At 64.3% G+C, this 25,674-nt stretch carries 27 protein-coding genes; 7 read left to right on the top strand and 20 right to left on the bottom strand.

The features are described from left to right. The first annotated feature begins 44 nt into the window (after window positions 1-44). Window positions 45-791 carry a lysophospholipid acyltransferase family protein gene (locus EBS11_RS04810; RefSeq protein ID WP_290600951.1) on the top strand — a complete coding sequence of 249 codons (747 nt, stop codon included), beginning with the start codon at window positions 45-47 and terminating at the stop codon, window positions 789-791. On the opposite strand, the gene EBS11_RS04805 is transcribed toward EBS11_RS04810, so the two are convergent. The 7 genes from EBS11_RS04805 to EBS11_RS04775 all read right to left on the bottom strand — a co-directional run bounded on the left by EBS11_RS04805 (window position 788) and on the right by EBS11_RS04775 (window position 7,229). Next, the gene (locus EBS11_RS04805) at window positions 788-1,552 is read right to left on the bottom strand and encodes an ABC transporter permease (protein WP_290600949.1); all 765 of its coding nucleotides are present in this window, start codon (window positions 1,550-1,552) and stop codon (window positions 788-790) included. The genes EBS11_RS04810 and EBS11_RS04805 overlap by 4 nt on opposite strands. Window positions 1,553-1,554: 2 nt before the next feature. Beyond that, window positions 1,555-2,799, bottom strand: coding sequence for an ABC transporter substrate-binding protein (locus EBS11_RS04800; protein WP_290600948.1), 1,245 nt, complete (start codon window positions 2,797-2,799; stop codon window positions 1,555-1,557). A 17-nt stretch (window positions 2,800-2,816) separates the two neighbouring features. Then, window positions 2,817-3,623, bottom strand: coding sequence for an ABC transporter ATP-binding protein (locus EBS11_RS04795; RefSeq protein WP_290600945.1), 807 nt, complete (start codon window positions 3,621-3,623; stop codon window positions 2,817-2,819). Continuing rightward, the gene (locus tag EBS11_RS04790; protein ID WP_290600944.1) at window positions 3,620-4,705 is read right to left on the bottom strand and encodes an acyl-CoA dehydrogenase family protein; all 1,086 of its coding nucleotides are present in this window, start codon (window positions 4,703-4,705) and stop codon (window positions 3,620-3,622) included. The genes EBS11_RS04795 and EBS11_RS04790 overlap by 4 nt, the downstream gene beginning before the upstream one ends. Window position 4,706: 1 nt before the next feature. Next, the gene (locus tag EBS11_RS04785; RefSeq protein ID WP_290600942.1) at window positions 4,707-5,261 is read right to left on the bottom strand and encodes a carboxymuconolactone decarboxylase family protein; all 555 of its coding nucleotides are present in this window, start codon (window positions 5,259-5,261) and stop codon (window positions 4,707-4,709) included. A gap of 118 nt (window positions 5,262-5,379) precedes the next feature. Next, window positions 5,380-6,300: an AraC family transcriptional regulator gene (locus EBS11_RS04780; protein ID WP_290600941.1), complete on the bottom strand. Its 921-nt coding sequence runs from the start codon at window positions 6,298-6,300 to the stop codon at window positions 5,380-5,382. Between the two features lie 89 nt (window positions 6,301-6,389). Next, window positions 6,390-7,229 carry a symmetrical bis(5'-nucleosyl)-tetraphosphatase gene (locus EBS11_RS04775; protein WP_290600939.1) on the bottom strand — a complete coding sequence of 280 codons (840 nt, stop codon included), beginning with the start codon at window positions 7,227-7,229 and terminating at the stop codon, window positions 6,390-6,392. Window positions 7,230-7,344: 115 nt separating this feature from the next. Between EBS11_RS04775 and EBS11_RS04770 the strand changes: the two genes are divergently transcribed. From EBS11_RS04770 to waaA, 5 genes are all read left to right on the top strand, one after another. Then, entirely contained in the window at window positions 7,345-7,566 is a 222-nt protein-coding gene (locus EBS11_RS04770) for a hypothetical protein (RefSeq protein WP_290600938.1), read from the top strand. Window positions 7,567-7,698: 132 nt separating this feature from the next. Beyond that, a complete protein-coding gene (locus EBS11_RS04765; protein ID WP_290600937.1) occupies window positions 7,699-8,007 on the top strand; it encodes an H-NS histone family protein in 309 nt (102 codons plus the stop codon). A gap of 79 nt (window positions 8,008-8,086) precedes the next feature. Further along, entirely contained in the window at window positions 8,087-9,481 is a 1,395-nt protein-coding gene (locus EBS11_RS04760) for a phosphomannomutase/phosphoglucomutase (protein WP_290600935.1), read from the top strand. 4 nt (window positions 9,482-9,485) lie between these two features. Next, window positions 9,486-10,508: a lipopolysaccharide heptosyltransferase I gene (waaC, locus tag EBS11_RS04755; RefSeq protein WP_290600934.1), complete on the top strand. Its 1,023-nt coding sequence runs from the start codon at window positions 9,486-9,488 to the stop codon at window positions 10,506-10,508. 18 nt (window positions 10,509-10,526) lie between these two features. Then, complete coding sequence (gene waaA, locus EBS11_RS04750; protein ID WP_290600933.1) at window positions 10,527-11,804, top strand: lipid IV(A) 3-deoxy-D-manno-octulosonic acid transferase; 1,278 nt, start codon at window positions 10,527-10,529, stop codon at window positions 11,802-11,804. On the opposite strand, the gene EBS11_RS04745 is transcribed toward waaA, so the two are convergent. From EBS11_RS04745 to miaB, 11 genes are all read right to left on the bottom strand, one after another. Continuing rightward, entirely contained in the window at window positions 11,801-12,733 is a 933-nt protein-coding gene (locus EBS11_RS04745) for a SprT family zinc-dependent metalloprotease (protein ID WP_290601050.1), read from the bottom strand. The two genes, waaA and EBS11_RS04745, sit on opposite strands and share 4 nt — an antisense overlap. A 44-nt stretch (window positions 12,734-12,777) precedes the next feature. Continuing rightward, entirely contained in the window at window positions 12,778-13,518 is a 741-nt protein-coding gene (locus tag EBS11_RS04740; protein WP_131373658.1) for a lysophospholipid acyltransferase family protein, read from the bottom strand. A 16-nt stretch (window positions 13,519-13,534) separates the two neighbouring features. Continuing rightward, window positions 13,535-14,122, bottom strand: coding sequence for a D-glycero-beta-D-manno-heptose 1,7-bisphosphate 7-phosphatase (gmhB, locus tag EBS11_RS04735; protein WP_290600931.1), 588 nt, complete (start codon window positions 14,120-14,122; stop codon window positions 13,535-13,537). Beyond that, complete coding sequence (glyS, locus tag EBS11_RS04730) at window positions 14,122-16,224, bottom strand: glycine--tRNA ligase subunit beta (RefSeq protein ID WP_290600930.1); 2,103 nt, start codon at window positions 16,222-16,224, stop codon at window positions 14,122-14,124. The genes gmhB and glyS overlap by 1 nt, the downstream gene beginning before the upstream one ends. Before the next feature lie 37 nt (window positions 16,225-16,261). Further along, window positions 16,262-17,179, bottom strand: a complete 918-nt coding sequence (gene glyQ / locus EBS11_RS04725) for a glycine--tRNA ligase subunit alpha (RefSeq protein ID WP_151096984.1) — start codon at window positions 17,177-17,179, stop codon at window positions 16,262-16,264. A 147-nt stretch (window positions 17,180-17,326) separates the two neighbouring features. Beyond that, the gene (gene lnt / locus EBS11_RS04720) at window positions 17,327-18,844 is read right to left on the bottom strand and encodes an apolipoprotein N-acyltransferase (protein WP_290600929.1); all 1,518 of its coding nucleotides are present in this window, start codon (window positions 18,842-18,844) and stop codon (window positions 17,327-17,329) included. 79 nt (window positions 18,845-18,923) lie between these two features. After that, window positions 18,924-19,802, bottom strand: coding sequence for a transporter associated domain-containing protein (locus EBS11_RS04715; RefSeq protein WP_290600928.1), 879 nt, complete (start codon window positions 19,800-19,802; stop codon window positions 18,924-18,926). Between the two features lie 117 nt (window positions 19,803-19,919). Beyond that, window positions 19,920-20,339, bottom strand: coding sequence for a DUF4259 domain-containing protein (locus EBS11_RS04710; protein WP_290600927.1), 420 nt, complete (start codon window positions 20,337-20,339; stop codon window positions 19,920-19,922). A 4-nt stretch (window positions 20,340-20,343) separates the two neighbouring features. Continuing rightward, window positions 20,344-20,808 (bottom strand): rRNA maturation RNase YbeY, encoded by a 465-nt coding sequence (gene ybeY, locus EBS11_RS04705; protein WP_290600926.1) that lies wholly within the window; start codon window positions 20,806-20,808, stop codon window positions 20,344-20,346. Then, the gene (locus tag EBS11_RS04700) at window positions 20,792-21,856 is read right to left on the bottom strand and encodes a PhoH family protein (RefSeq protein ID WP_290600925.1); all 1,065 of its coding nucleotides are present in this window, start codon (window positions 21,854-21,856) and stop codon (window positions 20,792-20,794) included. Before EBS11_RS04700 ends, ybeY begins: the two co-directional genes overlap by 17 nt. Continuing rightward, complete coding sequence (miaB, locus tag EBS11_RS04695) at window positions 21,853-23,220, bottom strand: tRNA (N6-isopentenyl adenosine(37)-C2)-methylthiotransferase MiaB (protein ID WP_290600923.1); 1,368 nt, start codon at window positions 23,218-23,220, stop codon at window positions 21,853-21,855. The genes EBS11_RS04700 and miaB overlap by 4 nt, the downstream gene beginning before the upstream one ends. 654 nt (window positions 23,221-23,874) lie before the next feature. Between miaB and EBS11_RS04690 the strand changes: the two genes are divergently transcribed. Beyond that, window positions 23,875-24,201, top strand: coding sequence for a hypothetical protein (locus EBS11_RS04690; RefSeq protein ID WP_034746769.1), 327 nt, complete (start codon window positions 23,875-23,877; stop codon window positions 24,199-24,201). 149 nt (window positions 24,202-24,350) lie between these two features. On the opposite strand, the gene EBS11_RS04685 is transcribed toward EBS11_RS04690, so the two are convergent. After that, on the bottom strand, window positions 24,351-25,196 hold the full coding sequence (locus EBS11_RS04685; RefSeq protein ID WP_290600916.1) for an HDOD domain-containing protein: 846 nt from the start codon (window positions 25,194-25,196) through the stop codon (window positions 24,351-24,353). Then, window positions 25,193-25,531 carry a hypothetical protein gene (locus tag EBS11_RS04680; RefSeq protein WP_290600915.1) on the bottom strand — a complete coding sequence of 113 codons (339 nt, stop codon included), beginning with the start codon at window positions 25,529-25,531 and terminating at the stop codon, window positions 25,193-25,195. Before EBS11_RS04680 ends, EBS11_RS04685 begins: the two co-directional genes overlap by 4 nt. Window positions 25,532-25,674: the final 143 nt, after the last annotated feature.

Raw genomic sequence — 25,674 nt, 5'->3', positions numbered from 1 at the left:
GACCCCAGAATTTGCTGTGGGTTTGCTTCTTTATCTGGTGTCATTTGAAACTTCTGCTTACCTACCGCCTCGCGCGCATCGCCATTCACCTGAGCTGCGGCATGGCCAAGAGCGCCGTGCTGTTCCCGTGGCTGGACCTGGAGGGGCGCAACCGGCGCATCCGCCGCTGGTCCACGCAGCTGCTCGATATCTGCGGCGTACGCGTGGTGCAGCCGGCCGCCAGCCTGCCGGCGCTCGACCATGCCATGGTGGTGGCCAATCACGTTTCGTGGCTCGACATCTTCGTCATCAACGCCGTCCATCCCTGCCGTTTCGTCGCCAAGGCGGAAATCCGCGCCTGGCCGATCCTGGGCTGGCTGGCGGGACGCGCCGGCACCATCTTCATTTCGCGCGGCAGCAAACGCGACCTGCGCCTGATTTTCCAGGGCCTGGTGGATAAATTGCAGGCGGGCGAGCGTATCGCGTTCTTCCCCGAAGGCACCACCGCCGCGCAGGGACAGATTTTGCCGTTCCACGCCAACCTGTTCGAGGCGGCCATCGACGCGCAAGTGCCGGTGCAGCCGTTCGCGCTCGTGTACGTGGATGACAAGGGGGACTTGCATCACGCCGTCGATTTCATCGGCGAGATGAGTTTTGCACAAAGCATGGTGGCGATCCTGAGCGGACCGCCCATCACGGCGCGTTTGACTTGCCTGGCGCCGGTGGCGACGCTGGACGCGCACCGGCGCGACCTGGCGGCGGCAACGCAAGCGGCGGTGGCCGCCGCGCTGCCGCTGGAGCAGGCGGCCTAGTTCTTCACGTGCAGCCAGCGCGCATGCGCGGCGCGGGCCAGGTAGTCGAGGATAAACCCTAAAATCCCGATCAGCACGATGGCGGCCATCAGTTCCGAATACGCCAGGCGGTCGCGCGTATCGAGGATGAAGTAGCCCAGGCCGGCCGAGACGCCCAGCATTTCCGCCGGCACCAGCACGATCCAGATGATGCCGATGGCCAGGCGCACGCCCGTCAAAATATCGGCCGTGATGCCCGGTAAAATCACCTTGAAGACGATCTCGCTGCGCGTGGCCGACAGGCTGCGCGCCAGCAGCAGCCAGTTCGGATCGAGCCGCGCCACGCCGGCCGCCGTATTGAGCAGGATAGGCCAGACGGCCGCAAACGCCAGCAGGAAGTACACGGGCGCATCGCCGACACCCAGCACCATCACGGCGATCGGCATCCACGACAGCGGCGAAATCATGCGCAGCAGCTGGAACAGGGGCATGGCCGCGCCGGAAAAGCTTTTCGACATGGCCACCAGCACGCCCAGCGGCACGCCGATGACGATGGCCAGCCCCAGGCCCACGGCCACCCTTTGCAGGCTCAATACCACGTGCAGCCAGATATCCGGGCCGCCCAGCATCTCCTTGAACGCCAGCGCCGTGGGCAGCGGCGCGAAGGCGGTGGCGATGGGCGTGGATTTCTCCAGCGCCGTCACGCCCACGGACCACAACAGCAAGGCACAGGCCAGCCCCACCAGGGGCAGGCCGAACTTCGTGAACAGCTTGCTCGCCATCGTCAGACCGCCACGGTTTCGCTGCGCAGCAGGTTGGCCGGCAGGCCGAAGGCGGCCGGGCCACCCACGGCGGTGATGGCCTTGCGCACGAAGCGGTCATCGACCAGGTCGCGCGCGGCGAACTTCGGATCGAGGTTCGCCAGGAAGCGCGTATCACCTTCGACCTTGGTGCGGCCGATGGCGCGCACCAGTTCTTCCGTGTACGAGGCGAACGGATATGGCTGGAAGTCGATGCGGCGCTGCTGCCAGTTCTTGTGCACGATCAGGCCCTGCTTTTCATAGCCGGCGTAATCGGTGGTGGCCAGTACCTTGGTCAGCACCTGCAGCGGATGCGGCGTGTAGCGGTGTTCGCCCACGTTCGACAGCAGCTTGGCCGTGTCGACCTGGTTCGAGCGCGTCCACAGCTGCGCCTTGACGATGGCGTTGGTGACCTTCTGCGCCCATTCCGGCCGCGTGTTGATGTCGCGCTCGGACAGGAAGGTGACGCAGCAGGCATGGTTTTTCCACACGTCGCCCGAGAAGCGCAGGATCTTGCCGATGCCGGCGTTTTCCGCCGCCGCATTGAAGGGCTCGGCCACGATGTAGCCGGCGATGGACTTGCTGGCCAGGGCCGAGACCATTTCGGCCGGCGCCAGCACCACCAGGTTGACTTCATTCGATTTGATGGCCGCGTTGCGCGCGCGCGTGACGGGCGTGAGGCCATTGGCGGACAGGATCTGCTGCAGCAGGATGTTGTGGATCGAGTACCAGAACGGAATGGCGACCGTGCGTCCGCCCAGATCGGACACCTTGTTGATCTCGTTGGCCACCGTCAGTGCGGAGCCGTTGACGTGGTTCCAGGCGACGACCTTGGCGGGGAACTTGGCGCCATAGCGCACCCACAGGGTGGCGGGCGACAGCAGGTGGATGACGTTGACCTGGCCGGCGACAAAGGCTTCGATGATCTGCGCCCAGCTGCGGAACAGGCGCGGCGTTTCGGCCTGCAAGCCTTCCGCCTCGAACAGCTTGCGGGCGTGGGCGACCAGCAGCGGGGTGGCATCGGTGATGGGCAGGTAGCCGATTTTGACGGGCTGGTCATCGCCTTTCGGTCCTTGCTGGGCGATGGCGTCGCCGGCGAACAGCAGGGGCGAGGCGACGCTGGCCGTGGCCAGTGCCGACATGCGCAGAAAGTCGCGCCGCGTCAGGCCGCAGTCGCAATCGGACGAGGCGCAGATGTGCAGGGGTTTGTTTTGGTCTTCGAATGTCATGGGGAAGTTCCGGTCGATTAATTGGGAGCAAAGACTGGCTGCTGGTCCTGCTTTTGCATGCTTTGCAAGGCGTCGAGGATGTCCATCTTGAGGGCGATGACGTCGGCGCTGTGGCCGATGCGGGGCTGGGCGATGGCGACGGGCCATTCGCGCACGATGTTGCCCGGCTTGCCGCCCATGAGCAGGATGCGGTCGGCGACGAGGATCGCTTCATCGATATCGTGCGTGACGAGCAGCACGGCCGTGTGCCAACGGTGCACCACGTCCACCAGCAGCGACTGCATCTCGGCGCGGGTGATGGCGTCGAGGGCGGAAAACGGTTCATCGGCGAACAGCAGTTCCGGCTCGCGCGCGAGGGCGCGGGCCAGCGCCACGCGCTGGGCCATGCCGCCCGACAGCGCGGAGGGATACAGCTTTTCGCGGCCCTTCAATCCCACCGCTTCGATGGCTTGCGCCACGCGCGCCTGGTGCGCTTCGCGCGTCAGCTTGGGCTGGTGCTGGAAGTCCAGGCCGAAGCCGGCATTGCCCGTGACGTTCAGCCAGGGCAGCAGGCTGGCCTGCTGGAACACGAGGGCGCTGCGCGGGTCCGGCTCGCGCATGGGGGCGTCGAGGAATTGAATGGCGCCCGTGGATGGCGGCTGCAGGCCGGCCAGCACGCGCAGCAGGCTCGACTTGCCGCAGCCGCTGCCGCCCAGCAGGCAGACGATTTCGCGTTTGCGCACGCCCAGCGAGACGCGCTGGAAGACGGGTGCGGCGCCCGGATAGGAAAAGCTCAGGTCCTGCGCCTGCAAGGCCCATTGTTGCGGTTCTGCGGCTACCGTCATGCCGGCGCTCCCGCCGCCTTGGCCGCCTGCTGGCTGTCGAACAGCTGCAAGGCCGATTGCAATTGCGTCAGGCTGGGGGTGACGATGGGAATGAACGACGATTCGCGCCAGCGGCGGGCAAAGCCCTGCTGCTCCGCGTTCAGGTAGGCGCGTCCGCCCATGGCTTGCAGCTCCAGCATCAGCGCCTGCTGCAGCACGTCCGCCAGCTGTATGCGCAGGCGGAACATGGCTGGCGCCTGCGTCTTGAAGCGGCCATCGTGTACGCCGTCCAGCAGGGTCGCGACAGCCGCCTCCAGGGTCGCTTGCAGCGCCTCGATGCGCGGCGTGAGCGCGTTGCGCGAACCGGCGGAAATCTGCGCCGCCTGCGCCAGGCTGGCGCGCGCCAGGCCGATCGACAGGCCGCACTGCATGCCGAGGAACGATGGGCGCACCTGCGGCAGCCAGGCCGGCGCGTTGTCGCTGATGATGTCCGCGGCGGGGATGTGCACCTGCGCCAGCTTGACGGACGCCGTATTGCTGCCGCGCAGGGCGATCAGGTCCAGGTCATCGCTGCGCTGTACGCCAGCGGCGCTGCTATCGAAGGCCACGATGACGGGCGGCGTACCGTCGTCCGGCGCCACGGCTGCCGCCGCGACGAAACCCGCCTTGCGCAAGTTCGTCACCCAGGCCAGGCCGCCGTCGACGAGCAAGCCGTCGGCGTGGCGCGCGCCCGTGATTTGCAGCTGCTCGATGCCGGACAAGAATTTCATGGCGTTCGACAGGCCGCTGGCGCCCGCCTGCGTGCCGGCCAGCAGGCCGGGCAAGCGGCGCTCGGCCAGGGCGCGGTTCCCGCTTTGCAGCATGAATTCGATGAAGCAGCGCTGGCCCCAGAAGACGAAGGCGGCCGTCACGGATTCTTCGGCGACCTTGGCGATGGCATGGATGGCGTCGCGCACGTCGCCGCCCGCGCCGCCATGTTCCTGCGGCACGCCGATGCGCAGCAGGTGGTCGCCAGCGAGGGCTGGCAGGACGGTTTCAGCCAGCTGCGACGATTGGTCCAGCTGGTCGGCATGCATGTGCAGCCAGTGATTGAGGTGGCCCATGTCAGACGGCGCCGGGCAGGTAGGGCGTCAACTGCGGGTTGACGGGCGTGCCGGCCAGGCTGTTGGAGAAATTGCACAGGGTGGCCAGGCTGATGCCCAGCACGACCTCCAGCGCCTGCTGCTCGTTGTAGCCGGCGGTCAGGAAGGCTTGATAGTCGGCGTCCGTGACGGCGCCGCGCGTGGCGATGACGGCCGTGGCGAAGGCGGCGACGGCATCCAGTTTGGCGTCGCCCGTGGGCTGGCCATGCTGCAGGGCGCGCACCGTCTCCGGCGCCTGGCCCGCCTTTTTCAGCGAGATGGCGCTGTGGCCGGCGATGCAGAAATCGCAGCCGTGGATGCGCGCGGCCGTGATCTGTACCACTTCACGTTCCATCAGGCTCAGGCTGGCGCGTGCATTGATGCCGGATACGGTCAGGTAGGTTTCCAGGGCCAGCGGCGCGTTGGCCAGCACGCCGATCAGGTTGGGCAGGTAGCCATTGTTGGCGATGGCCTTTTCCACGAAGGGGCGGCTGTCGGCCGGCGCGGTATCGAGAGTATGCAGAGTCAGACGGGACATGGGGCACCTTGCTAAGTTAGTAAGTCACTCATGCATTATATCGGCCATATCGTGCGTGCAACAGGCGTGAGCGTCGCCCTTTTGTGCTCGTTCGTCTGCGATTGTGTGATTCTTGACTTCAGCTGGCCAGTTGGCGCAGGCGCTGGTCGCGCCGGTACGCGCCCGGCTGTTCGCCCGTGACGCGCTTGAAGGCGCGCGTAAAGGCGGCGTGCGAGCGGTAACCCACCAGTTCGGCCGCGCGTTCGACGGAGACGCCATCGTGCAGGCGCCGCGCGGCGATCTTCATGCGCAGCAGAAGCAGGAACTGGGCCGGCGAGTGGCCGCTGGCGCTGGCGAAATGCTTGCAGAAGCTGGCGCGCGACATGCACGCGGCCTTGGCCATGTTCTCGATCGACCAGTCGTCGGCGGGAGCGTCGAGCATGCGTTCGAGCAGCGGCGAAAACGCGGGCTGGTGCAGCAGCGACAGCAGGCCGGCCGCCACCTGCTCGCCCTGCGCCACATGGCGGATCAGGTAAAAGAACAGCAGTTCGACGAGGCGCGCGATCAGGGGCGAGGGCTGTTCCGGGTCGCCGCCCGCCTCCAGCAAGATCAGGTCGAACAGTGCCGTGGCCGCGCCGAAGGCCGGCGCGTCGCCGCGTATCAGCAAATAGGGCGGAAACGAATCGACGATCAGCGCGGAAAGGGCGCCGCGAAACTGAAAAAAGCCGCAGGCCAGCGCCGTCGCCGGGCTGTCCGTGGCCGCCTGCAGGGGCAGCATGGCTTGCGCATTCGCCGCCCGCAGGGGATCGCTGTGGGGGCTGAGGAAATGCGGCAGGTCGCGCAGCAGGAAGACGCCATCGCGCGGGCCGAGGGCGATCGGTGCCGCGCCATCGAGGTGCAGGTAGCAGTGGCCATCGAGTACCAGGTGAAAGCTGCCCAGTTCCCGGCCCGCCGTGGAGGCGCGCCAGCGGCCGCAGTACTGGCCCACGTGCAGCACGGCGGTGTCGATCTGCAGGCTGCCGAGCAGCCAGCGCGCCAGTCTGTCGGTGTCAGGATGCATGGGATCGAAGAGGCAAAAGCTGCATCATACGGGCCGCGCGCGCCAGGGCCAACGACGGATTTCGACTAAGCATATGCAGCCGATGCAGCTTACTGCCTGCCGCTGTGCTGCTGGAATGTGGGACAGCTCACTTGCAGCAGCGAGCGGTCCTCCAGGCACACGGCAGAAAGTTTTCCACCCCACACGCAGCCGCTGTCGAGGCCGATCAAGTGCGGCTGCAACGTGAGCCCTAGCGCCGACCAGTGGCCGAAGACGACGGTGTCGCCGGCGCTTTGCCGCCCTGGCACGTCGAACCATGGCAGCAGGCCGGAGCCTGGCGGCGGGCTGCCGCTTTCCTTCATCTTGAAGTCCATCACGCCCTCCGGTGTGCAGAAGCGCAGCCGCGTCATGGCGTTGATGATGCAGCGCAGCCGGTCGGCGCCCTGCAGGTCGTCGCGCCAGGCAGCCGGTTCATTGCCATACATCGTGCGCAGGAAGGCCACCCAGTCGTCGCTGCGCAGCATGGCCGCCACCTCGTCGCTCAAGGCCAGCGCCTGTTGCGCGCTCCACTGGGGCAGCAAGCCCGCATGCACGAGCACATGGCCCTGCTGCGCCATGGCGAGCGGACGGTGGCGCAGCCAGGCGATCAAGTCCTCGCGGTCGGGTGCATCGAGAATCTCGGCCAGGGTATCGGAGGCATGCTCGGGGCGGATGCCGTTGGCCACGGCCAGCAAGTGCAAGTCGTGGTTGCCCAGGACGCTGTCGGCCAAGCCTTGCCGCGCCAGCGCGTAGACGTGGCGCAAGGTGGCCAGCGAGGCCGGCCCGCGGTTGATCAGGTCGCCTGCGAACAGCAGCCGGTACGGCCCGTTTGCCGCCGCCTGGATTTGCTCGATCAATTCGACGGTTTGTGCATGGCAGCCTTGCAGATCGCCGATAAAGTAGGTTTTCATATTGGGTGAGGAGAAGGTGGAACGACGCGCATGCATTATAAGCATGCGAGGCGGCGGACGTATGGTGCACTGATGATACGCGACGTATTGCGTCGTCGGCAGTGCGGAATTGTCAATGCCGGCATGGATTACTCTCCTGTCATTTATAAGGATTGTTTCTCTGCGGGTTTTTCCTGCATCAGCTGTTTTATATTCATGTACATGCCGTTTGATTGAGGAACGCAATGATTTTCATGATTTTCCTCTAGGTGCAATGAAAAGCGCCGGCGTGATTGAAATGCCAGTGACCAGGGTTTATCCATTGTTTACGCTGCAATCTGCCATGTTATTTATTTAATCTCTTGGGATATGTAAATAATTCTTTGAATGCAGCAATGATCTTATTATGCGCGCAATGCACATATATTTTTACAATGTAGTATATTTGATGGAATTTTATTATTTGAATTTAATGTAAAGGATGTAAGTGATGGATTTGCCTACGATGACGATGCTGGAATTGCGCAAGTTGGAAGATAATGTAAAACAGGAATTGATTGGCCGTGAGCGGGAAGATCTGAGCAAGGCGCGCGAACAAATCATGGCCATTGCGCAGCAAGCCGGCATTCCCCTGAAGCAGCTGATACTCGATGGCTTGCATCCGCGCACGGGAAAAGTTGCCGTACGCTATCGTAATCCCGATAACGCCGCCGAGCAGTGGACGGGACGTGGCCGCCAGCCGCTGTGGGTCAAGAACTGGGTGGAATCGGGCAAGTCGATCGATCTGCTGCGCGTATAATTCGGTATACTTTTGGCGCAGTGACAAGCTTTTCGCCTGTAATGCTCCTGTTCTGTCCATATTTCATACCGCCCAAACCATGCTTCCATTGTCAAGAACGATCTTCAAGGCCTACGATATCCGCGGCATCGTCGCTACAACCCTTGATGCCAGCGTTGCCCGCAAGATCGGATGTGCATTTGGCCGGGCCGCCCTGGCCAAGGGGGAACAGAGGGTCGTGATCGGTCGCGACGGCCGCCTGTCAGGGCCTGAACTGGCGTCGGCGCTGGCGCAGGGCTTGCAGGCAGCAGGCGTTGACGTGATCGACCTGGGCGTCGTGGCGACGCCGATGGTCTACTTCGGCACCAACGTGCTCGATACGCGCTCCGGCATCATGGTCACGGGCAGCCACAATCCGCCCGACTACAATGGTTTCAAGATGGTGCTGGCCGGCGAGGCGATCCACGGCGAAGCGATCCAGGCCCTGTACCACAGCATCGTCGCGCACGACGGCAGCGACAGCGTCAAGGACGTTGCCAACCCGGGCAGCTACAGCACCCACGACATCCGCGCCGCCTACCTGGAGCGCATCCTGGGCGACGTCAAGCTGGCGCGCCCGATCAAGATCGCCGTCGACTGCGGCAATGGCGTCGCCGGCGCGTTCGCGGGCGACCTGTTCCGCGGCATGGGCTGCGAAGTGATTGAATTGTTCTGCGACGTCGATGGCAACTTCCCGAACCACCACCCCGATCCCGCGCATCCGGAAAACCTGCAGGACCTGATCCGCTGCCTGGCCGAGACGGATGCCGAAATCGGCATCGCCTTCGATGGCGACGGCGACCGCCTGGGCGTGGTCACCAAGGATGGCCAGATCATCTACCCTGACCGCCAGATGATGCTGTTCGCCGCCGATGTGCTGACCCGCCATCCTGGTGCGCAGATCCTGTATGACGTGAAATGCACGCGCCACCTGGCGCCGTGGATCAGCAAGCATGGCGGCGTGCCGCTGATGTACAAGACGGGCCACTCGCTGGTGAAAGCCAAGCTGCGCGAGACGGGGGCGCCGCTGGGGGGCGAAATGAGCGGCCATATCTTCTTCAAGGACCGCTGGTACGGTTTCGACGACGGCCTGTACTCGGCCGCGCGCCTGCTGGAAATCCTCACGCGTGCAGCCGATCCTTCAGCCCTGTTGAATTCCCTGCCGCAGTCCGACAGCACGCCGGAGCTGCACCTGGAGCTGAAGGAAGGCGAGAACGAGACCCTGATGGACATGCTGCGCCGCGATGCCGTCTTCCCAGGCAATGAACAGATCATCACTATCGACGGCCTGCGCGTGGAGTATGCGGACGGCTTTGGCCTGGCACGCTCGTCGAACACCACGCCGGTGATCGTCATGCGCTTCGAAGCGGAAACGCCGGAAGCCCTGGCGCGCATCCAGGGGCAGTTCAAGAGCGCGATCCTGGCTGCCAAGCCAGACGCTATTCTGCCGTTCTGACAGCATGGCCGCTCAACGAGGCGCACAGGCGCCCTTGAAAATCCTGCTGGTGCGGGTATCGTCGCTGGGCGACGTGCTGCATAACCTGCCCATGGTGGCCGACATCGCGCGCCATTACCCGGATGCGACCATCGACTGGGTGGTCGAGGAAGGCTATACCAGCCTGGTGCGCCTGAACCCGCGCGTGAATACCATTTTCCCGTTTGCGCTGCGGCGCTGGCGCAAGAGCCTGGGCAAGAAGGAGACGCGCGCGGAAATCGCCGCCTTCTTCCGCAGCCTGCGCCAGACGCGCTACGATTACGTGTTCGACACCCAGGGCCTGCTCAAGACGGGCATCATCATGGGCGCTGCGCGCCTGGCGCCGGGCGGGCAGAAGGTCGGCCTGGCCAATGGCAGCGAAGGCTCCGGCTACGAAGGCATTTCGCGCCTGTTCCACACCAAAAGCATTCCTCTCGACCCGCGTACGCATGCGGTAGCGCGCGGCCGCATGGTGGCCGCCGCGGCACTGGGCTATGCGGTCGACACGCCGGCCGATTTCGGCTTGCCGGAAGTGTCGCGCAGCGAGCCGCGTCCTGACTGGATGGGCGACGCGCCCTATTGCGTGTATTTCCACGGCACGGCGCGCGATGCCAAGAAATGGGCGCCGCAGCACTGGATCGCGCTGGGCCAGGCACTGGCCCCCATGCCCATCCTGCTGCCCTGGGGCTCACCCAAGGAAAAGGCGGAAGCCGAAGTGCTGGCGGCCGGCCTGCCAAATGCGCGCCTGCTGCCGAAGCTGTCGATGAGCGATGCTACCTTGCTGGCGCGCCATGCGGCACTGGTGGTCGGCGTCGATACGGGCCTGACGCATATCGCCGCCGCTTTCCTGCGGCCGACGGTGGAAATCTATGCCGATTCGCCGCTGTGGAAAACGGAAGGCAACTGGTCGCCGAAAATCATCAACCTGGGCGACAAAGGGGCGCCGCCGGGCGTGCCGGAAGTGCTGGCTGCGGCACGGCGCCTGCTGGCCGACTATCCTCCCGCCTGACCTCAACGTTCAATCATTATGCGACTTCTTTATACCCTCGCCTGGTGGCTGGCCTTGCCCCTGGTGCTGGCGCGCCTGTGGCTGCGCGGCCGCCAAGAACCCGGCTACCGCCAGCATTGGGGCGAGCGCCTGGGCTTTTATCCCCGTCAGGCGGCACCTGCGCCTGACACCATCTGGCTGCACGCCGTCTCCGTCGGCGAAACGCGCGCGGCCGAGCCGCTGGTCGATGCGCTGCTGGCGCAATGGCCCGATTGCCGCATCGTCCTCACGCACATGACGCCGACGGGACGCGCCACGGGCAAGGCGCTGTTCGCCAAGCACGGCGCGCGCCTGCTGCAAAGCTACCTGCCGTACGACACGGGCGCCATGCCGGCCCGTTTCATCCGCCATTTCGCACCCCGCATCTGCATCCTGATGGAGACGGAGGTGTGGCCAAACCTGATCCACCAGTGCAATCGCTACAAAGTGCCCGTGGTGCTAGCCAATGCGCGCCTGTCGCAGCGTTCGCTGGGCAAGGCGCAGCGCCTGGGCAAGCTCATTGCCGAGGCGGCGCGCGGCATCACCCTGGTGGCGGCGCAGACGCAGGACGACGCCGATCGGGTGCGCCAGCTGGGCGTGCGGGACGTGGTCGTCACGGGCAGCATCAAGTTCGACGTCGTCGTGCCCGAGGCGGCCCTGGCGACGGGGGCGGCGTTGCGCGCGGCCATCGGCCAGCGTCCCGTGCTGCTGTGCGCCAGCACGCGCGAAGGCGAAGAGCAGCTGATCCTCGAAGCCTATACCCGCGCCAGTTTGCCTGCTGATGCGCTGCTGCTGATCGTGCCGCGCCATCCGCAGCGCTTCGATGAGGTGGAAAAACTGATCTTGTCGCGCGGTCTGGCGGTGCAGCGCAGGTCCGGCCTGGCGCAGGACGATGCCGTGGCGGCGGGCACGCAGGTGCTGCTGGGCGACTCGATGGGCGAGATGTTTGCCTATTACGCGGCCTGCGATTGCGCTTTCGTGGGCGGCAGCCTGCTGCCGCTGGGCGGACAGAATCTGATCGAGCCGGCCGCACTGGGCAAGCCCGTGCTGATCGGCCCCCACACCTTCAACTTTGCGCTGGTGACCGAGCAGGCGATTGCCGCCGGCGGTGCCGCGCTGGTGGCGGACGCCGACGCGCTGATGGCGCAGGCGTCAGCCTTGCTGCAGGACCCGGCACGCTTGTCTTTCATGGGAGCGCAGGCGCTGGCGTTCGCCAACCAGCACCGGGGCGCGACGCCACGCACGATTAAGGCCATTCAACCTTTGCTGTCAGTTTAATTAAACAAGACAGGCAATTCCTGCGAGCGTTTTCGCAGCGCCTGTTTGGCGCCATCGTAATCGGGATAGATCGATTCCACGGTGGCCCAGAAGCGGGGGCTGTGGTTCATTTCCAGCAGGTGCGACAGTTCGTGCGCCACCACGTAGTCGATCAGCGGCAGCGAAAAGTGGATCAGGCGCCAGTTCAGGCGGATCTTGCGCTCGATGGTGCAGCTGCCCCAGCGCGTGCCGGCCGACGACAGCGACAGGGAGTCGTAGCGCACGCCCAGCCTGTCCGCGTACAGGTCCAGCCGCGCCTCGAACAGCTGGCGCGCCTCGTGCTGGAACCAGGCTTTCACTTTTTCCTTCAACTGCTGCTCCGTGCCCGCCGGCGTGACCCACACGTGCAATTCATTCGTCTCGCGCTGGAAGCTGGCGCGGTGGCGCGGCGCCTGGTGCAGCCGCAAGGTGATGTCGCCACCGAGATATGGCAGCACGGCACCGTCGACCCAGGCCACGGGGGGGCGCTGCTGGCGCTGCACCTTGCGCTCGCCCCGTTCCAGCAGCTTCGAGACGATCCAGCCTTGCTTGGCGCGGATGGCGTTGTCGATTTCGGCCAGGGTGACGCGCTTGGGCGCCGTGACGCGCAAGCCGTTGTCGTCGATCATGAAGCCGATGGAACGGCGCGTGGAGCGGCGCAGGGCGAATTCGACGAGGTGGCTGCCCAGCTGCAGCTGGCGCAGGGGCGGGCCATCGGCGGTGCGTGGCGGGGAGGGAAGAATGGGACGTGCGGGAGGAATGACAGGCGCCGGCGGCGCCAAAGGTATTACAGGCTTCGCCTCCACGGGCGGCGCTGGCGGTGCCGTGGGGCGCACCGCCGGGGGCGTGCTGGTCGAGACGTCATGCGCGAACAGATCCAGTTGCTGGTCGCCGACCTTGATGGTCTTCATCTGCTGGCGCAGGGTCGGCTCCTGGATGACCGCGCTGATGCCGTCTAGCCAGCGTTGTAGGCGTGAGGCGAAATGACGCGCATTTCTGATTCTATCCAATTTTCCACCTGTTGCATCATGCTGTCCGGGGTTTGCCCTTCCGGCGAAATCGGTTTGCCGATCGAGACGGTGATCAGTCCCGGGCGTTTGAGGAATGACTGCTTGGGCCAGCACTCGCCTGAATTATGCGCAATGGGTACCACTACGGCGCCCGTGGCAATGGCCAGGCGCGTGCCGCCGCTCTTGTACTTGCCCGTCTGGCCGACCGGAATGCGCGTGCCTTCAGGGAACATGATAATCCATTGGCCATCGGCCAGGCGGCGCTTGCCATGCGCCACCACGCTCTTGAACGCATGCTTGCCCTGCTTGCGGTCGATGGGGATCATGCGCAGCAGCGCCATGGCCCAGCCGAAGAATGGAATGTACAGGATCTCCTTCTTGAACACGTACACCAGCGGGCGGGGCAGGCTTGGCAGCAAGAAGATGGTTTCCCACGCCGACTGATGCTTCGACAGCACGATGGCCGGCGCATCGGGGAAGTTCTCGGCGCCCTTGACTTCATAGCGGATGCCGCAAATGACCTTGGCACACCACAGGATAAACACGTTCCAGCGCGAAGTGACCCAATAGCGCTTGTTGTAGCTCAATGGCGCGGCAAAAAAGCACACGCAGGCCCAGACGATGGTGGCCACGACCATGATGATCATGAACAGCAGGGATCGCAGGAACAGGGAAATATTACGCAATGCGGTTCTCCGGAGATTAAATACTGAATGCTACGGTGGGCGCCCCTGCCGCGGGTGCCTTGAGCAGGTGGCTGACCACGGCGGCCAGGTCGGGGAAGACCTGGGTGCCGGGCGGCAGGCCACCCGTCTCGTTGGTCTTTTCGCCCTTGCCCGTCAATACCAGATAGGGCACGCATCCGCTGATGAAGCCTGCCTGCAGGTCGCGCAGCGAGTCGCCAACCGTGGGCACGCCTTTCAGGCTGGTGTTGTAGCGCTGCGAAATCTCGTGGAACATGCCCGGCTTGGGCTTGCGGCAGTCGCAATTGTCCGCGCCCGCGTGCGGGCAAAAGAAAATGGCGTCGATGTCGGCGCCCACCTGCTGCGCCAGGGTGTGCATTTTCTGGTGGATCGCGTTCAAGACCGTCATGTCGAAATACTCGCGCGCGATGCCGGACTGGTTCGAGGCGATGACGACGCGATAGCCTGCCTGGTTCAGGCGGGCGATCGCTTCGAGCGAGCCGGGGATCGGCAGCCATTCGGCCGGCGACTTGATGAAGTCCGGCGAGTCATGGTTAATGACGCCGTCGCGGTCGAGAATAATCAGTTTCAGCGCTGGCGTACCCATTATGCCGCCAGCTTCGAAATGTCGGCCACGCGGTTCATCATGCCGTGCAGGGACGACAGCAGGGCCAGGCGGTTGTTGCGCAGGGCGACATCCTCGGCCATCACCATCACGTCGTTGAAGAAACCGTCGACATCGTCGCGCAGCTGCGCCAGGGTCTGCAGGGTATCCGTGAAGTCGCCCTTGGCGAAGGCCGCGTCGACTTCGGGCTGCACGCGCGAGACGGCGGCGGCGAGTTTTTTCTCCGCTTCGTCCTGCAGCAGCGCCACGTTCACGCCGCCGGCTGCCACCTGGCTCACGGCTTCCTCGTTCTTTTTCAGGATGTTCGTGATGCGCTTGTTGGCGGCGGCCAGCGAGGCGCTTTCCGGCAGGGCGGCAAAGGCCTGCACGGCTTCCAGGCGCTGCACGATGTCGTCCAGGCGGTCGGGATTCTGCGCCACGACGGCTTCGATTTCGTTCGGCGAGAAGCCGCGCTCGCGCAGGATGCCGCGCAGGCGGTCGAGCATGAAGGTGGTGACGTCGGCCACCGGGTCCTTGAAGCCGGGAATGGCTGCGAACTGCGCGGCGGCATCGGCCAGCAAGCCCTGGATCGACAGGGGCAGGCGTTTTTCCAGCAGCATGCGCAGTACGCCCAGGGCGTGGCGGCGCAGCGCGAACGGGTCCTTGTCGCCCGTCGGCGCCAGGCCGATGGACCAGATGCCGACCAGGGTTTCGAGCTTGTCGGCGAGGGCCACGGCGGTGCCGGTGGCGGTAGACGGGAGGCTGTCGCCGGCAAAGCGCGGCTGGTAGTGCTCCGAGGCGGCCAGCGCCACTTCTTCCGGCTCGCCGTCATGGCGCGCGTAATACGTGCCCATGATGCCTTGCAGCTCGGGGAATTCGCCCACCATGTCGGTCAGCAGGTCGGCCTTGGCCAGCAGGGCGCCCCGTTCGGCCAGCGCGACGTCATATTGCAGCTTGGCGGCGATGGCGCCGGCCAGCGACTTGACGCGCTCCGTACGGGCAGCCTGCGTGCCCAGCTTGTTGTGGTAGACCACGTTGGCCAGCAGCGGCAGGCGCGATGCCAGTGTCTTCTTTTTGTCTTGCTCGAAGAAGAACTTGGCGTCGGACAGGCGCGGGCGCACGACGCGCTCGTTGCCGCCGATGATGTGTTCGGGCGTGTCCGTCTCGATGTTCGAGACGATCAGGAAGCGCGAGCGCAGCTTGCCTTCGCTGTCCGTCAGCGCGAAGTATTTCTGGTTCGTCTGCATGGTGAGGATCAGGCATTCCTGTGGCACGGCCAGGAATTCTTCCTCGAAGTGGCATTCATATACGACCGGCCACTCGACCAGGGCCGTGACTTCGTCGAGCAGCGCTTCGGGCATCAAGACCTGGTCGGCACCGGCCTTGTCCAGCAGCTGGGCGCGGATGCGCTCCTTGCGTTCTTCGTTGCTGGCGATGACGCTGGCGTTGAGGATCAGCGACGGCGCATAGTTTTCCGCGTGCGCGATGGTGATCGGCGTGCCGTCGGTGAGGAAGCGGTGGCCCAGCGTCGTGCGGCCGGCCGTCAGACCCAGCAGGGTCAGGGGCAGGATGTTGATGCCGTGCAGGGCGATCAGGCTGTGCGCCGGGCGCACGAATTGCACGGTGGTGCCGTCCGGGCGCTGATAGCTCATCAGCTTTGGAATCGGCAGCTTGGCGGCCGATTCGCTCAGGGCCGCTTGCGCGCCCGTGGCGAGCTGGCTGCCCGGCGCCGTGTAGGTGTAGAAGAAGCTGTCGGCCTTGCCGTCGGCGGCGCGTTCCAGGTCCGCCACCGTCAGGTCGGGGAAGCCCAGCGCGGCCAGTTTCTTGGCCAGCGGCGGCGTGCCGTTGCCGTTCGCGTCCAGCGCCACGGAGACGGGCAGGACTTTTTCGCGGATGGATTTGTCGGGCGAGACTTCGCGCACATTGGTGATGGAGACGGCCAGGCGGCGCGGCGAGGCGTAGCTGGTGGCGACGCTGTCGGCTTCCAGGAAGTCGCGCGATTTCAGGCCGTTGACGATGCCGGCAGTGAAGGCGGCCCCCAGTTTGGCCAGCGCTTTCGGCGGCAGTTCTTCGGTCAGCAGTTCGATGAGCAGTGTTTGGTTCATGGTGTTCTTGTCTGGTACGGCGGTATGGAGGCTCGAATTAGGCGGCGGCGGATTGGTCGGCGGCGGGCAGCATCGGGAAACCGAGGCGCTCGCGCGAGTCGTAATACGCTTGCGCCACCAGGCGCGACAGGGTGCGCACGCGGCCGATGTAGGCGGCGCGTTCCGTCACCGAGATGGCGCCGCGCGCGTCCAGCATGTTGAAGCTGTGCGAGGCCTTCATGATCTTCTCGTAGGCGGGCAAGGTCAGTTGCAGCTCGATCAGGCGCTTCGCTTCCGCTTCGTAATTGCCGAACTGTTCGAACAGCAGGTCCGTATTCGCGTGCTCGAAGTTGTAGGTCGATTGCTCCACCTCGTTCTGGTGGAAGACGTCGCCGTAGGTCAGCTTTTTCGTGACACCGTTCTCTTCCCACTCCGTCCACACCAGGTCATACACGTTTTCCACGCCTTGCAGGTACATGGCCAGGCGTTCGATGCCGTAGGTGATCTCGCCCAGCACGGGCTTGCAATCGAGGCCGCCCACTTGCTGGAAGTAGGTAAATTGCGTCACTTCCATGCCGTTCAGCCAGACTTCCCAGCCCAGGCCCCAGGCGCCCAGGGTCGGGCTTTCCCAGTCGTCTTCGACGAAGCGCACGTCATTCTGCTTCAAGTCCAGGCCCAGCGCGGCCAGCGAACCCAGATACAGGTCGAGGATGTTTTCCGGCGCGGGCTTGAGCACCACCTGGTACTGGTAGTAGTGCTGCATGCGGTTCGGGTTTTCGCCATAGCGGCCATCTTTCGGGCGGCGCGACGGCTGCACATACGCGGCGCGCCAAGGCTCCGGGCCGATCGCGCGCAGGAAGGTGCCGGTGTGGAAGGTGCCGGCGCCGACTTCCATGTCGTAAGGCTGGAGCAGGGCGCAACCTTGCTTGTCCCAATAGGTTTGCAAGGTCAGGATAATTTGTTGAAATGTGAGCATCGTATGAGTTCGCCGCGCGGACAGGCTGCGCTTTGTTAAGGTTTGCTTGAAGCCCGCACGCTGCCAACAAGCGCGTCCGGGCCGGGGTTTTGCTAATTTTAGCGGTTTTTACGGGCCCACTGTGACTCTTCGGGCAATATCGGCCGCTTATTGCTGTGCGGCGCCGCCACGGCGGGCGGCGCGCGACAGCAGGAAGGCGGTCAGCAGGGCCAGCGCGGCCAGGGCCAGCACCAGTTTGTTGCCGTAAAGAATGTATGGCGTCATGCCGCCCATACCTTGCACCTTGGCCGCCAGGGTGGCTTGCTGTTCCGGCGGCAGCAGGCTTTGCACCACGCCCTTGCCGTCGATGACGGCGGTGGCGCCCGTATTCGTCGAGCGCAGCATGGGGCGGCCTGTTTCCAGGCTGCGCATCTGCGAAATCTGCAGATGCTGCGGGATGGCGATCGAGTCGCCAAACCAGGCCAGGTTCGAGATATTCAGCAGCACCGAGGCCGACTGCTTGCCATTGCGGTGGGCGCTGGCCAGCTGGCTGGCGATTTCCTCGCCAAACAGGTCTTCGTAGCAGATATTCGGCAGCACCAGCTGGTCGCGCACCTGGAGCGGCGCCTGCACCTCGGCGCCGCGGCCCATGTCGCCCAGCGGAATGGCCATCATGGCGACGAACCAGTGCAGGCCGGGCGGCACGAATTCGCCGAACGGCACCAGGTGGTGCTTGCGGTACTGGTAGTAGGGGCCTGACGCGCCGTTGGGCGTGATGCCCAGCGCCGCATTGTAGAAGCGCTGCTGCTCGTCGAGCACGGGCATGCCGAGCAGAATCGTGCTGCCCGTCTGCTGCGAATACGTCGCCAGGCTATCCAGGTAGCCGGGCGGCAGCTGGTGCGGCAGCACGGTGACGGCCGTTTCCGGCGTGGCGATCAGGTCGGCCGGGGCGCTGGTGATGGCGCTTTGGTACATCTGCAGGGCGCCCAGCACGAAGCCGGGGTCGAATTTCTGCTGCTGCGGCACGTTCCCCTGCAGCAGGCGCACCGTGATCGGGCGCCCGACCGGATGCGTCCAGGCCACGTACTGCAAGCCGATGCCGGCCGCGTACAGTGCGATGACGCCGCCCAGCGCGGGCCAGCGCGTGCGGTGCGTGAGCAGCAGCAGGGCGCCTGCGGACAGCGCCGCCAGCCAGCCCAGGCCATACGATCCGACGATGGGGGCGAAGCCCCCCAGCGGGCTGGCATTGTGGGCGTAGCCCGTGGCCAGCCACGGGAAACCCGTAAACAGCCAGCCGCGCGTCCATTCGAACAGGGTCCACGTCGCAGGCAGCACCAGCAGGGTCATGGCGGGCAGGGACAGTACCCAGCGCTGGCGCAGCCAGGCGGCCGCGCCCATGGCCAGGGCCACGTAGATGGCCATCAGCAGGGCCAGCAGGGCCACGGCGATGGCGGCGATCGGTGCGGCCATGTCGCCGTAGCGGTGCATCGAGATGTACAGCCAGTGCGTGCCGGCCGCGCACCAGCCGAAGCCATAGGCCCAGCCGATCAGGGCGCCGCCCTTGATGCTGGAGGAACGCAGCACCTGGTAGAACAGCACGCCCAGGCTGAGGATTTGCAGGGGCCAGTAGCCGAAAGGGGCGAACGCCAGCACCGCGACGGCGCCGGCGATGGCGGCAGTCAGCATGCGCGCCCACGTGCTGCGGGGCGGTTTGGCGGGGGCGTTGGGGTCAGCGCGTCTAAAACGCATCTACAGCACGCGCATGTCAGAGTTCCAGTTCCGGCACGTTGGGCAGGCGCTCGACGAGCAGCACGTGCACCTGGCGCGCATCGGCGCGCAGCACCTCGAAGCGCAGGTTGCCCAGGTCGAAGATATCGCCCTTGTGCGCCATGCGGCCCAGGTACTTCGAAACGAGGCCGCCGATGGTATCGACGTCGTCGTCCACCAGGTGGCTGCCCACTTCCTCGTTGAACTGTTCGATCTCGGTCAGCGCCTTGACCCGCCAGCGGGGACCGTACTGGCCTTCCTTGAGCGAGAGGATATTGTCCTCGGCTTCGTCGAAGTCGTATTCGTCCTCGATATCGCCGACGATCTGTTCCAGCACGTCTTCGATGGTGATCAGGCCGGCGACGCCGCTGTATTCATCGACGACGATGGCCATGTGATTGTGGTTGGCGCGGAAATCGCGCAGCAGCACATTCAGGCGTTTCGATTCGGGGATGAAGATGGCGGGGCGCAGCATGTCGCGGACGTCGAAAGTTTCTTCAGCGTAATAACGCAGGAGATCTTTCGCCAGCAGGATGCCGATGACCTTGTCGCGCTCGCCTTCGATCGCGGGGAAGCGCGAGTGGGCGGTGGACAGGACTTCCGGCATCCATTCCTCGATCGGCTTGCTGATGTCGATGACATCCATCTGCGAACGGGGAATCATGATGTCGCGCGCACAGAGATCCGACACCTGGAACACGCCTTCGATCATCGACAGGGCGTCGGCGTCGATCAGCTTGCGTTCATGCGCATCGTGTAGAACTTCGAGCAATTCTGCTCGGTTCTCTGGCTCGGGGGAAATGAGTGCGGTCAGGCGTTCAAACAGTGACCGGTGGGGCTTGACGTCAGTTCTGACGCCACTAGGGTGCTCGGGCATAGGAGGCGTGAGCCGTTGTTGCGAAGGGATATAGGATACACCAAAAGCGGGGCGATACCGGATTTCCCCGCTTTTGATGCAAATTTAATACGCTGAAGTGCCCCGTTGCCCGACGTTTCAGGCTTCCGGACCCAGCACGCGGGCGCGCAGGTCCGCCACGTCCGCCTGCCAGTCGGCGTAATGCTCGCTGTCCTGCCACAGCTGGCGCAGTTCCGACGACTCCGCCGTGATGCGGTCGAAGGCCAGGCGCGCCTTTTCCAGCAGCGGCGGCGTGACCTTCTTCTTGCAGGCGGCCACCCACTCGTCCACGTCCGCCGTGGCCGGGTCGTCCTCGCCCGGCTTGCCCAGCAGGCGCGCGATCACCTCCAGCGCGGCCAGCGCCTCGGCGGCGAACGGCGCCTCCAGCTCCGCTTCCGTGCTGTCGATGACGTTGTCGAGCGTCGTCTCGACCAGTTCCAAAGTTTTATATTCGTGCAAGTCCTGCGCCCAGTCCATGGCGTAGTCGTTGCCGAAGGCATCCAGTGCCCAGGTTCCCATCCGCTTACTCCTTGTACGGGTCGGTAATGCCGAGCTTGGCCAGGATTTCCGTTTCCAGGCCTTCCATCTCGGCCGCTTCCTCGTCATCCATGTGGTCGTAGCCCTGCGCATGCAGCACGCCGTGGACGATCAGGTGGGCCGTATGCTCTTCCACGCTTTTCTTCTGTTCCGCCGCTTCCTTTTCCAGCACGTCCGTGCACAGGATGATGTCGGCGCGCGTCGGTTCGTCCTCACCGAGTTCTTCGCCTTCGTTGTAGGCGAAGGTCAGCACGTTGGTGGCATAGTCCTTTTCGCGGTAGTCGCGGTTCAGGCTGCGGCCTTCCTCGGCATCGACGAAGCGGATGGTGAATTCGGCGGGGGCGAACAGGGCCGCCTTGACCCAGCGGCGCACTTTCGGGCGCGTGATCAGGGTTGCCAGGCGGGCGTCCGGGTATTGCACGGACAGGGAGAGTTTATTTTTTTCGGACATTTTTGGCGGCTGCTGGTTTGATCAGGGGGAGTAGCTGGGCGGCGTCGGCATGGGCCGCCTGCGCCGTTTCATAGGCGTCGACGATGCGCGCGACAAGCGGATGGCGCACCACGTCGGTGCTGTTAAATTGCGTGAAGCCGATGCCGCGCACGTCTTTCAGGACTTGCACGGCGTCGATCAGGCCGCTTGTCTGGCTCTTGTGCAGGTCAACTTGCGTGACGTCGCCCGTCACCACGGCCTTGCTGCCGAAACCGATGCGCGTCAGGAACATCTTCATCTGTTCGACGGTGGTGTTCTGCGCCTCATCGAGGATGACGAAGGCGTGGTTCAGGGTGCGCCCGCGCATGTAGGCCAATGGGGCGATCTCGATCACCTGTTTTTCAAACAGTTTTTGCGTGCGGTCAAAGCCCAGCAAATCATACAGCGCATCGTAGAGGGGACGCAGGTAGGGATCGACCTTTTGCGCCAGGTCGCCCGGCAGGAAGCCCAGGCGTTCGCCCGCTTCGACGGCGGGGCGCGTCAGGATGATGCGCTTGACGGCGTCGCGCTCGAGCGCGTCGACGGCGCAGGCGACGGCGAGATACGTCTTGCCCGTGCCGGCCGGGCCCACGCCGAAGCTGATGTCGTGTTCGAGGATGTCGCGCAAATACGCGATCTGGTGCGGCGTGCGCCCGCGCAGGTCGCTGCGGCGGGTTTTCAGCACGGGGCTGGCGATGTCGGGCTCGACGAAGGTGCTGACGGGTGCGTTGGCATGGTGTTCCGACGCGGCGGACAGTCCTGCCCGCTGTTCCACCAGGGCCAGTTGCACTTCTTCCAGCGGCACGACCTTGTTGGCGATGGCGTAGAACTGCTCGAGGATTTCCACGGCGCGTGCGGCATTGCTGCCGCCGACGATGAATTTCTCGCCGCGGCGGAAGATCGTCACGTCGAGGGCGGCGGAAATCTGGCGCAGGTTTTCATCGAGCGGCCCGCACAGGTGCGCCAGGCGCGTGTTGTCGAGCGGTTCGGGGATGAAGTAATGCGGCTGTATCGGGGCTTTGGTTTTCAACTGGCTCTTTTCAATGCGGGTGCGCTGGCGACGAGTTCGCCGCGCAGGGTGTAGGAATGGCTTTCGGTGATGCGCACGTCGACCAGCTGGCCGATCAATTGCAAACCGTCGGGACCGGCGTCGAAATTGACCACGCGGTTGTTTTCCGTGCGGCCTTGCAGTTCGCTATCGTCCGTGTCCTTCTTCGAGCGGCCTTCGACGAGGATGGTTTGCACCGTGCCCACCATGGCCAGGCTGTATTTGCGCGTGTTGGCATCGATGGCCGCCTGCAGCTGCTGCAGCCGGGCCAGCTTGACTTCATGCGGCGTATCGTCTTCCAGGCTGGCCGCCGGCGTGCCGGGGCGCTTGCTGAAGATGAAGCTGTAGCTGTTGTCGAAACCCACGTCGGCGATCAGCTTCATCATGGCGTCGAAATCGGCCTGCGTCTCGCCGGGGAAGCCGACGATGAAGTCGGACGAAATGGCCATGTTCGGGCGCACGGCGCGGATGCGGCGGATGATGGACTTGTATTCCAGGCCCGTGTAGCCGCGCTTCATGGCGCCCAGCACCCTGTCGGAACCGTGCTGCGCCGGCAGGTACAGATGGTCAACCAGCTGCGGGATCTTCGCGTAGGCGTCGATCAGGCGCTGCGTGAATTCCTTCGGGTGGCTGGTGACGAAGCGCATGCGCGCGATGCCGGGAATGTCGGCCACGTATTCGAGCAGCAGGGCGAAGTCGGCGATCTCGCCGCCTTCCATCGCGCCACGGTAGGCGTTCACGTTCTGGCCCAGCAGGGTGATTTCCTTGACGCCCTGGGCGGCCAGGCCCGCCACTTCCGTCAGCACGTCCTCGAAGCGGCGCGACACTTCCTCGCCGCGCGTGTACGGTACGACGCAGTAGCTGCAATATTTGCTGCAGCCTTCCATGATGGAGACGAAGGCCGAGGCGCCGTCCACCTTGGCCGGCGGCAGGTGGTCGAATTTCTCGATTTCCGGGAAGCTGATGTCCACCTGCGAATCGCCGCTGGCGCGGCGCAGCTCGATCATCTGCGGCAGGCGGTGCAGGGTCTGCGGGCCGAAGACCATGTCGACATACGGCGCGCGCTTGACGATGGCGTCGCCTTCCTGCGAGGCCACGCAGCCGCCCACGCCGATCAGGAGGTGCGGCTTGGCCAGCTTCAGCTCGCGCAGGCGGCCCAGGTCGGAAAACACTTTTTCCTGCGCTTTTTCGCGCACGGAACAGGTATTGAGCAGGATTACGTCGGCGTCTTCCGGCGTGTCGGTGCGCACCAGGCCGTCGGACGCGCCCAGCACGTCGGCCATCTTGTCCGAGTCGTACTCGTTCATCTGGCAGCCGAAGGTTTTAATGAATACTTTTTTCTGCATGGAGTCGGGCGCTTTATTGGTAGTGAGCGGTAAATCGGGCCGTGAATCGGGCGGCCGGCCAGGCCGCAGGGCAGGGGCCAACGGCGCAGGCATCGCCCGGGCGGACCCATGCCGCCGAAACGCCCCGATGGCCGGTGCGCGCATCCGCTTGCCCGGTGGCCGGCGCGCTGCAAGTTCAGGCCATAGTTTAGCGTAAATCGCCTGGGCGGGCCATGTTGCGGCAGCCCTTGCCCCGTCCCGCCGGCGGCGATGTTTCCTAAAGGTATTTATTGCCGTGCAACACCATTGATTTGTAACAAGTTGCTGCAAAGCCTTGTGTGCGGCCCCAGGCATCCTAATGTGTTGAAAAGGCATCGTTGTTAAGCCAACCAGCACCTTGATTGATATTTAACAATCAGGAAGGTTGCGCGAGGCGCGGATGCCGCCTGTTTGGACTAGTATATTGCCTTATATGCAATTCAATTCAGCGGATTGCAGTGCTGTTGATCCGAGCGGCAAGCTGGGCGCATTGCTTCAACGTGGCTGTACGGGTCCTGTGCGGGCGGCGCGATAGGAGGGAAGGGGGCTGACGGTTTTTGAAATACTTTAAACACTCTAAGCCAGCCTTAAGTTCGTATCGGCATTCTTTCAACATTCACTAGACGAGGAAAAATCATGGCACATCATGCATTAGCATCGCAAGAGAGTTACAACCCTAACCACCTGCTGGATATTCTGCTGAGCAAGATGCAGCTGAAGAACGATGCAGCCCTGTCGCGCCTGCTCGAAGTGGCGCCGCCCGTCATCAGCAAGATCCGCCACCACCGCTTGCCGGTCGGCGCTTCCCTGCTGATCCGCATGCACGAAGTGACGGGCATGAGCATCCGCGACCTGCGCGACTTGATGGGCGACCGCCGCACCAAGTATCGTTTGTCCGACGCCCAGGGCCGTCCAAAAGCGGAAGACCGCGGCGATGCGCAAGAATCGAATTACGCGCACTGATGTGGTGGTCCCGCGCTGACTGTGCCGCTTGCGTAGCTGCTGGCGGCAACAGGCTGGCGTCGATCGGGCAGGAAGGAAATATGGCAGTACCCATAACGGCTTTCGCTACACAGCGAGAGCCGTTTGCGTTGGTGGCCCCGGCTGCCGGGTCAGCTTAACAGGGCCGTGGTGATTTCCTCGTAGCGCAATTCCGTTTCCCGGAACAGCTGCAGATAGGTTTCCTCGCCCAGGCCCATCGCGTCCCACGCCACGGGCGAGACGCGCGGCACCATGTCGTCGCCCGCCTGCGCCAGGTCGAGCGCGCAGACGATGGCATTGGCCACATGGATCAATGAAGCGAGGAAACCGGCGCCCGGCGCTTCCGGCTGCAAATAGTTGCCCAGCGCCAAGCGCATGGTGTCGGAAAAATTCCAGTGCTCGGCCAGCGCCACGCCCGCCTGCACGTGGTCCACGCCCAGCACGGCCTGCTCGGCTTCGAGCAGGGTGCAATCCTGCGCCGCCTGGTGCGCGATGACTTGCGCATAGTGAGCGGGGAAACTGCTGACCAGCACCAGGCGGCCGATGTTGTGCAGCAAGCCGGCCGTGAAGGCGTAATCCTGGTTGAAACGGATCTGCCGCGCCAGCACCTTGGCGCAGCCCGCCGTCGCTACGGAGTGGCGCCAGAAGGCCTTGTCGTCGAAGCCGGGGCAGCGTCCTTCCGGAAAGGCGCCCGTGATGGCGGCCGACGTGATCAGGCTGCGCGTGGTCTGGAAGCCCAGGTAGGTGATCGCCTGCTGGATGGTGGTGGCCTTCACTTGCAGGCCATATTGCGAGGAATTGGCCAGGCGCAAGGTTTTCGCCGTCAGGGCCTGGTCATAGGAAACCTTTTTCGCCAGCACGGAAATATCCACATCTTCCTGGTCGATACTGTCGAGCAGTTCCATCACGACGGCGGGCAGCGACGGCAAGTCGTCGAGGTGGGCGACGATGTCGTCGAGGGTCAGCAGGGCGCTCATGCCGCCTCTCCCGTGCCCAGGCGGTAAGCCGTGACATAGCTGCGCAGCAAGGTTGTGGCCGCCTCTTCGGGGTCCTCCGGATCATGCTTGCGGAACAGGTAGGCGAGCCGTTCGCGGTAGGCGGCTTGTTGCGCGGCCACTTCTTCCGGCGACGGCGGCGGCGCCTGGATCGGCAGCATGTCGATGCCGTGACGGGGCATCAGGGCCAGCATGTTTTCCGTCAGCACCGCGCCTTGCGGCAGCAGCACTTGACCATGCGCATCGAGCAGGACATCCGACAAGACCATGCCGGGACGAACCTGTTCCAGGGGGAGATGTTGATGCCTGACCGCCATGACGACTCCTTTGATGATTGCGGGATATTACCATTGCCATGACGCAATGTCTCAACCTGTATCAATGTCCCTGCCGGCAGCAGGGCTGCTGTAAATCTTGCCAATAAGCATGTCATACCGTACATTTGATTCCGGCGGTGGTC

Source organism: Janthinobacterium sp., from assembly GCF_009923995.1.
Taxonomy (GTDB): domain Bacteria; phylum Pseudomonadota; class Gammaproteobacteria; order Burkholderiales; family Burkholderiaceae_D; genus Janthinobacterium.
Note: the sequence above shows the minus strand (reverse complement) of the source record. Positions and strands in the feature narration are given on the sequence as shown.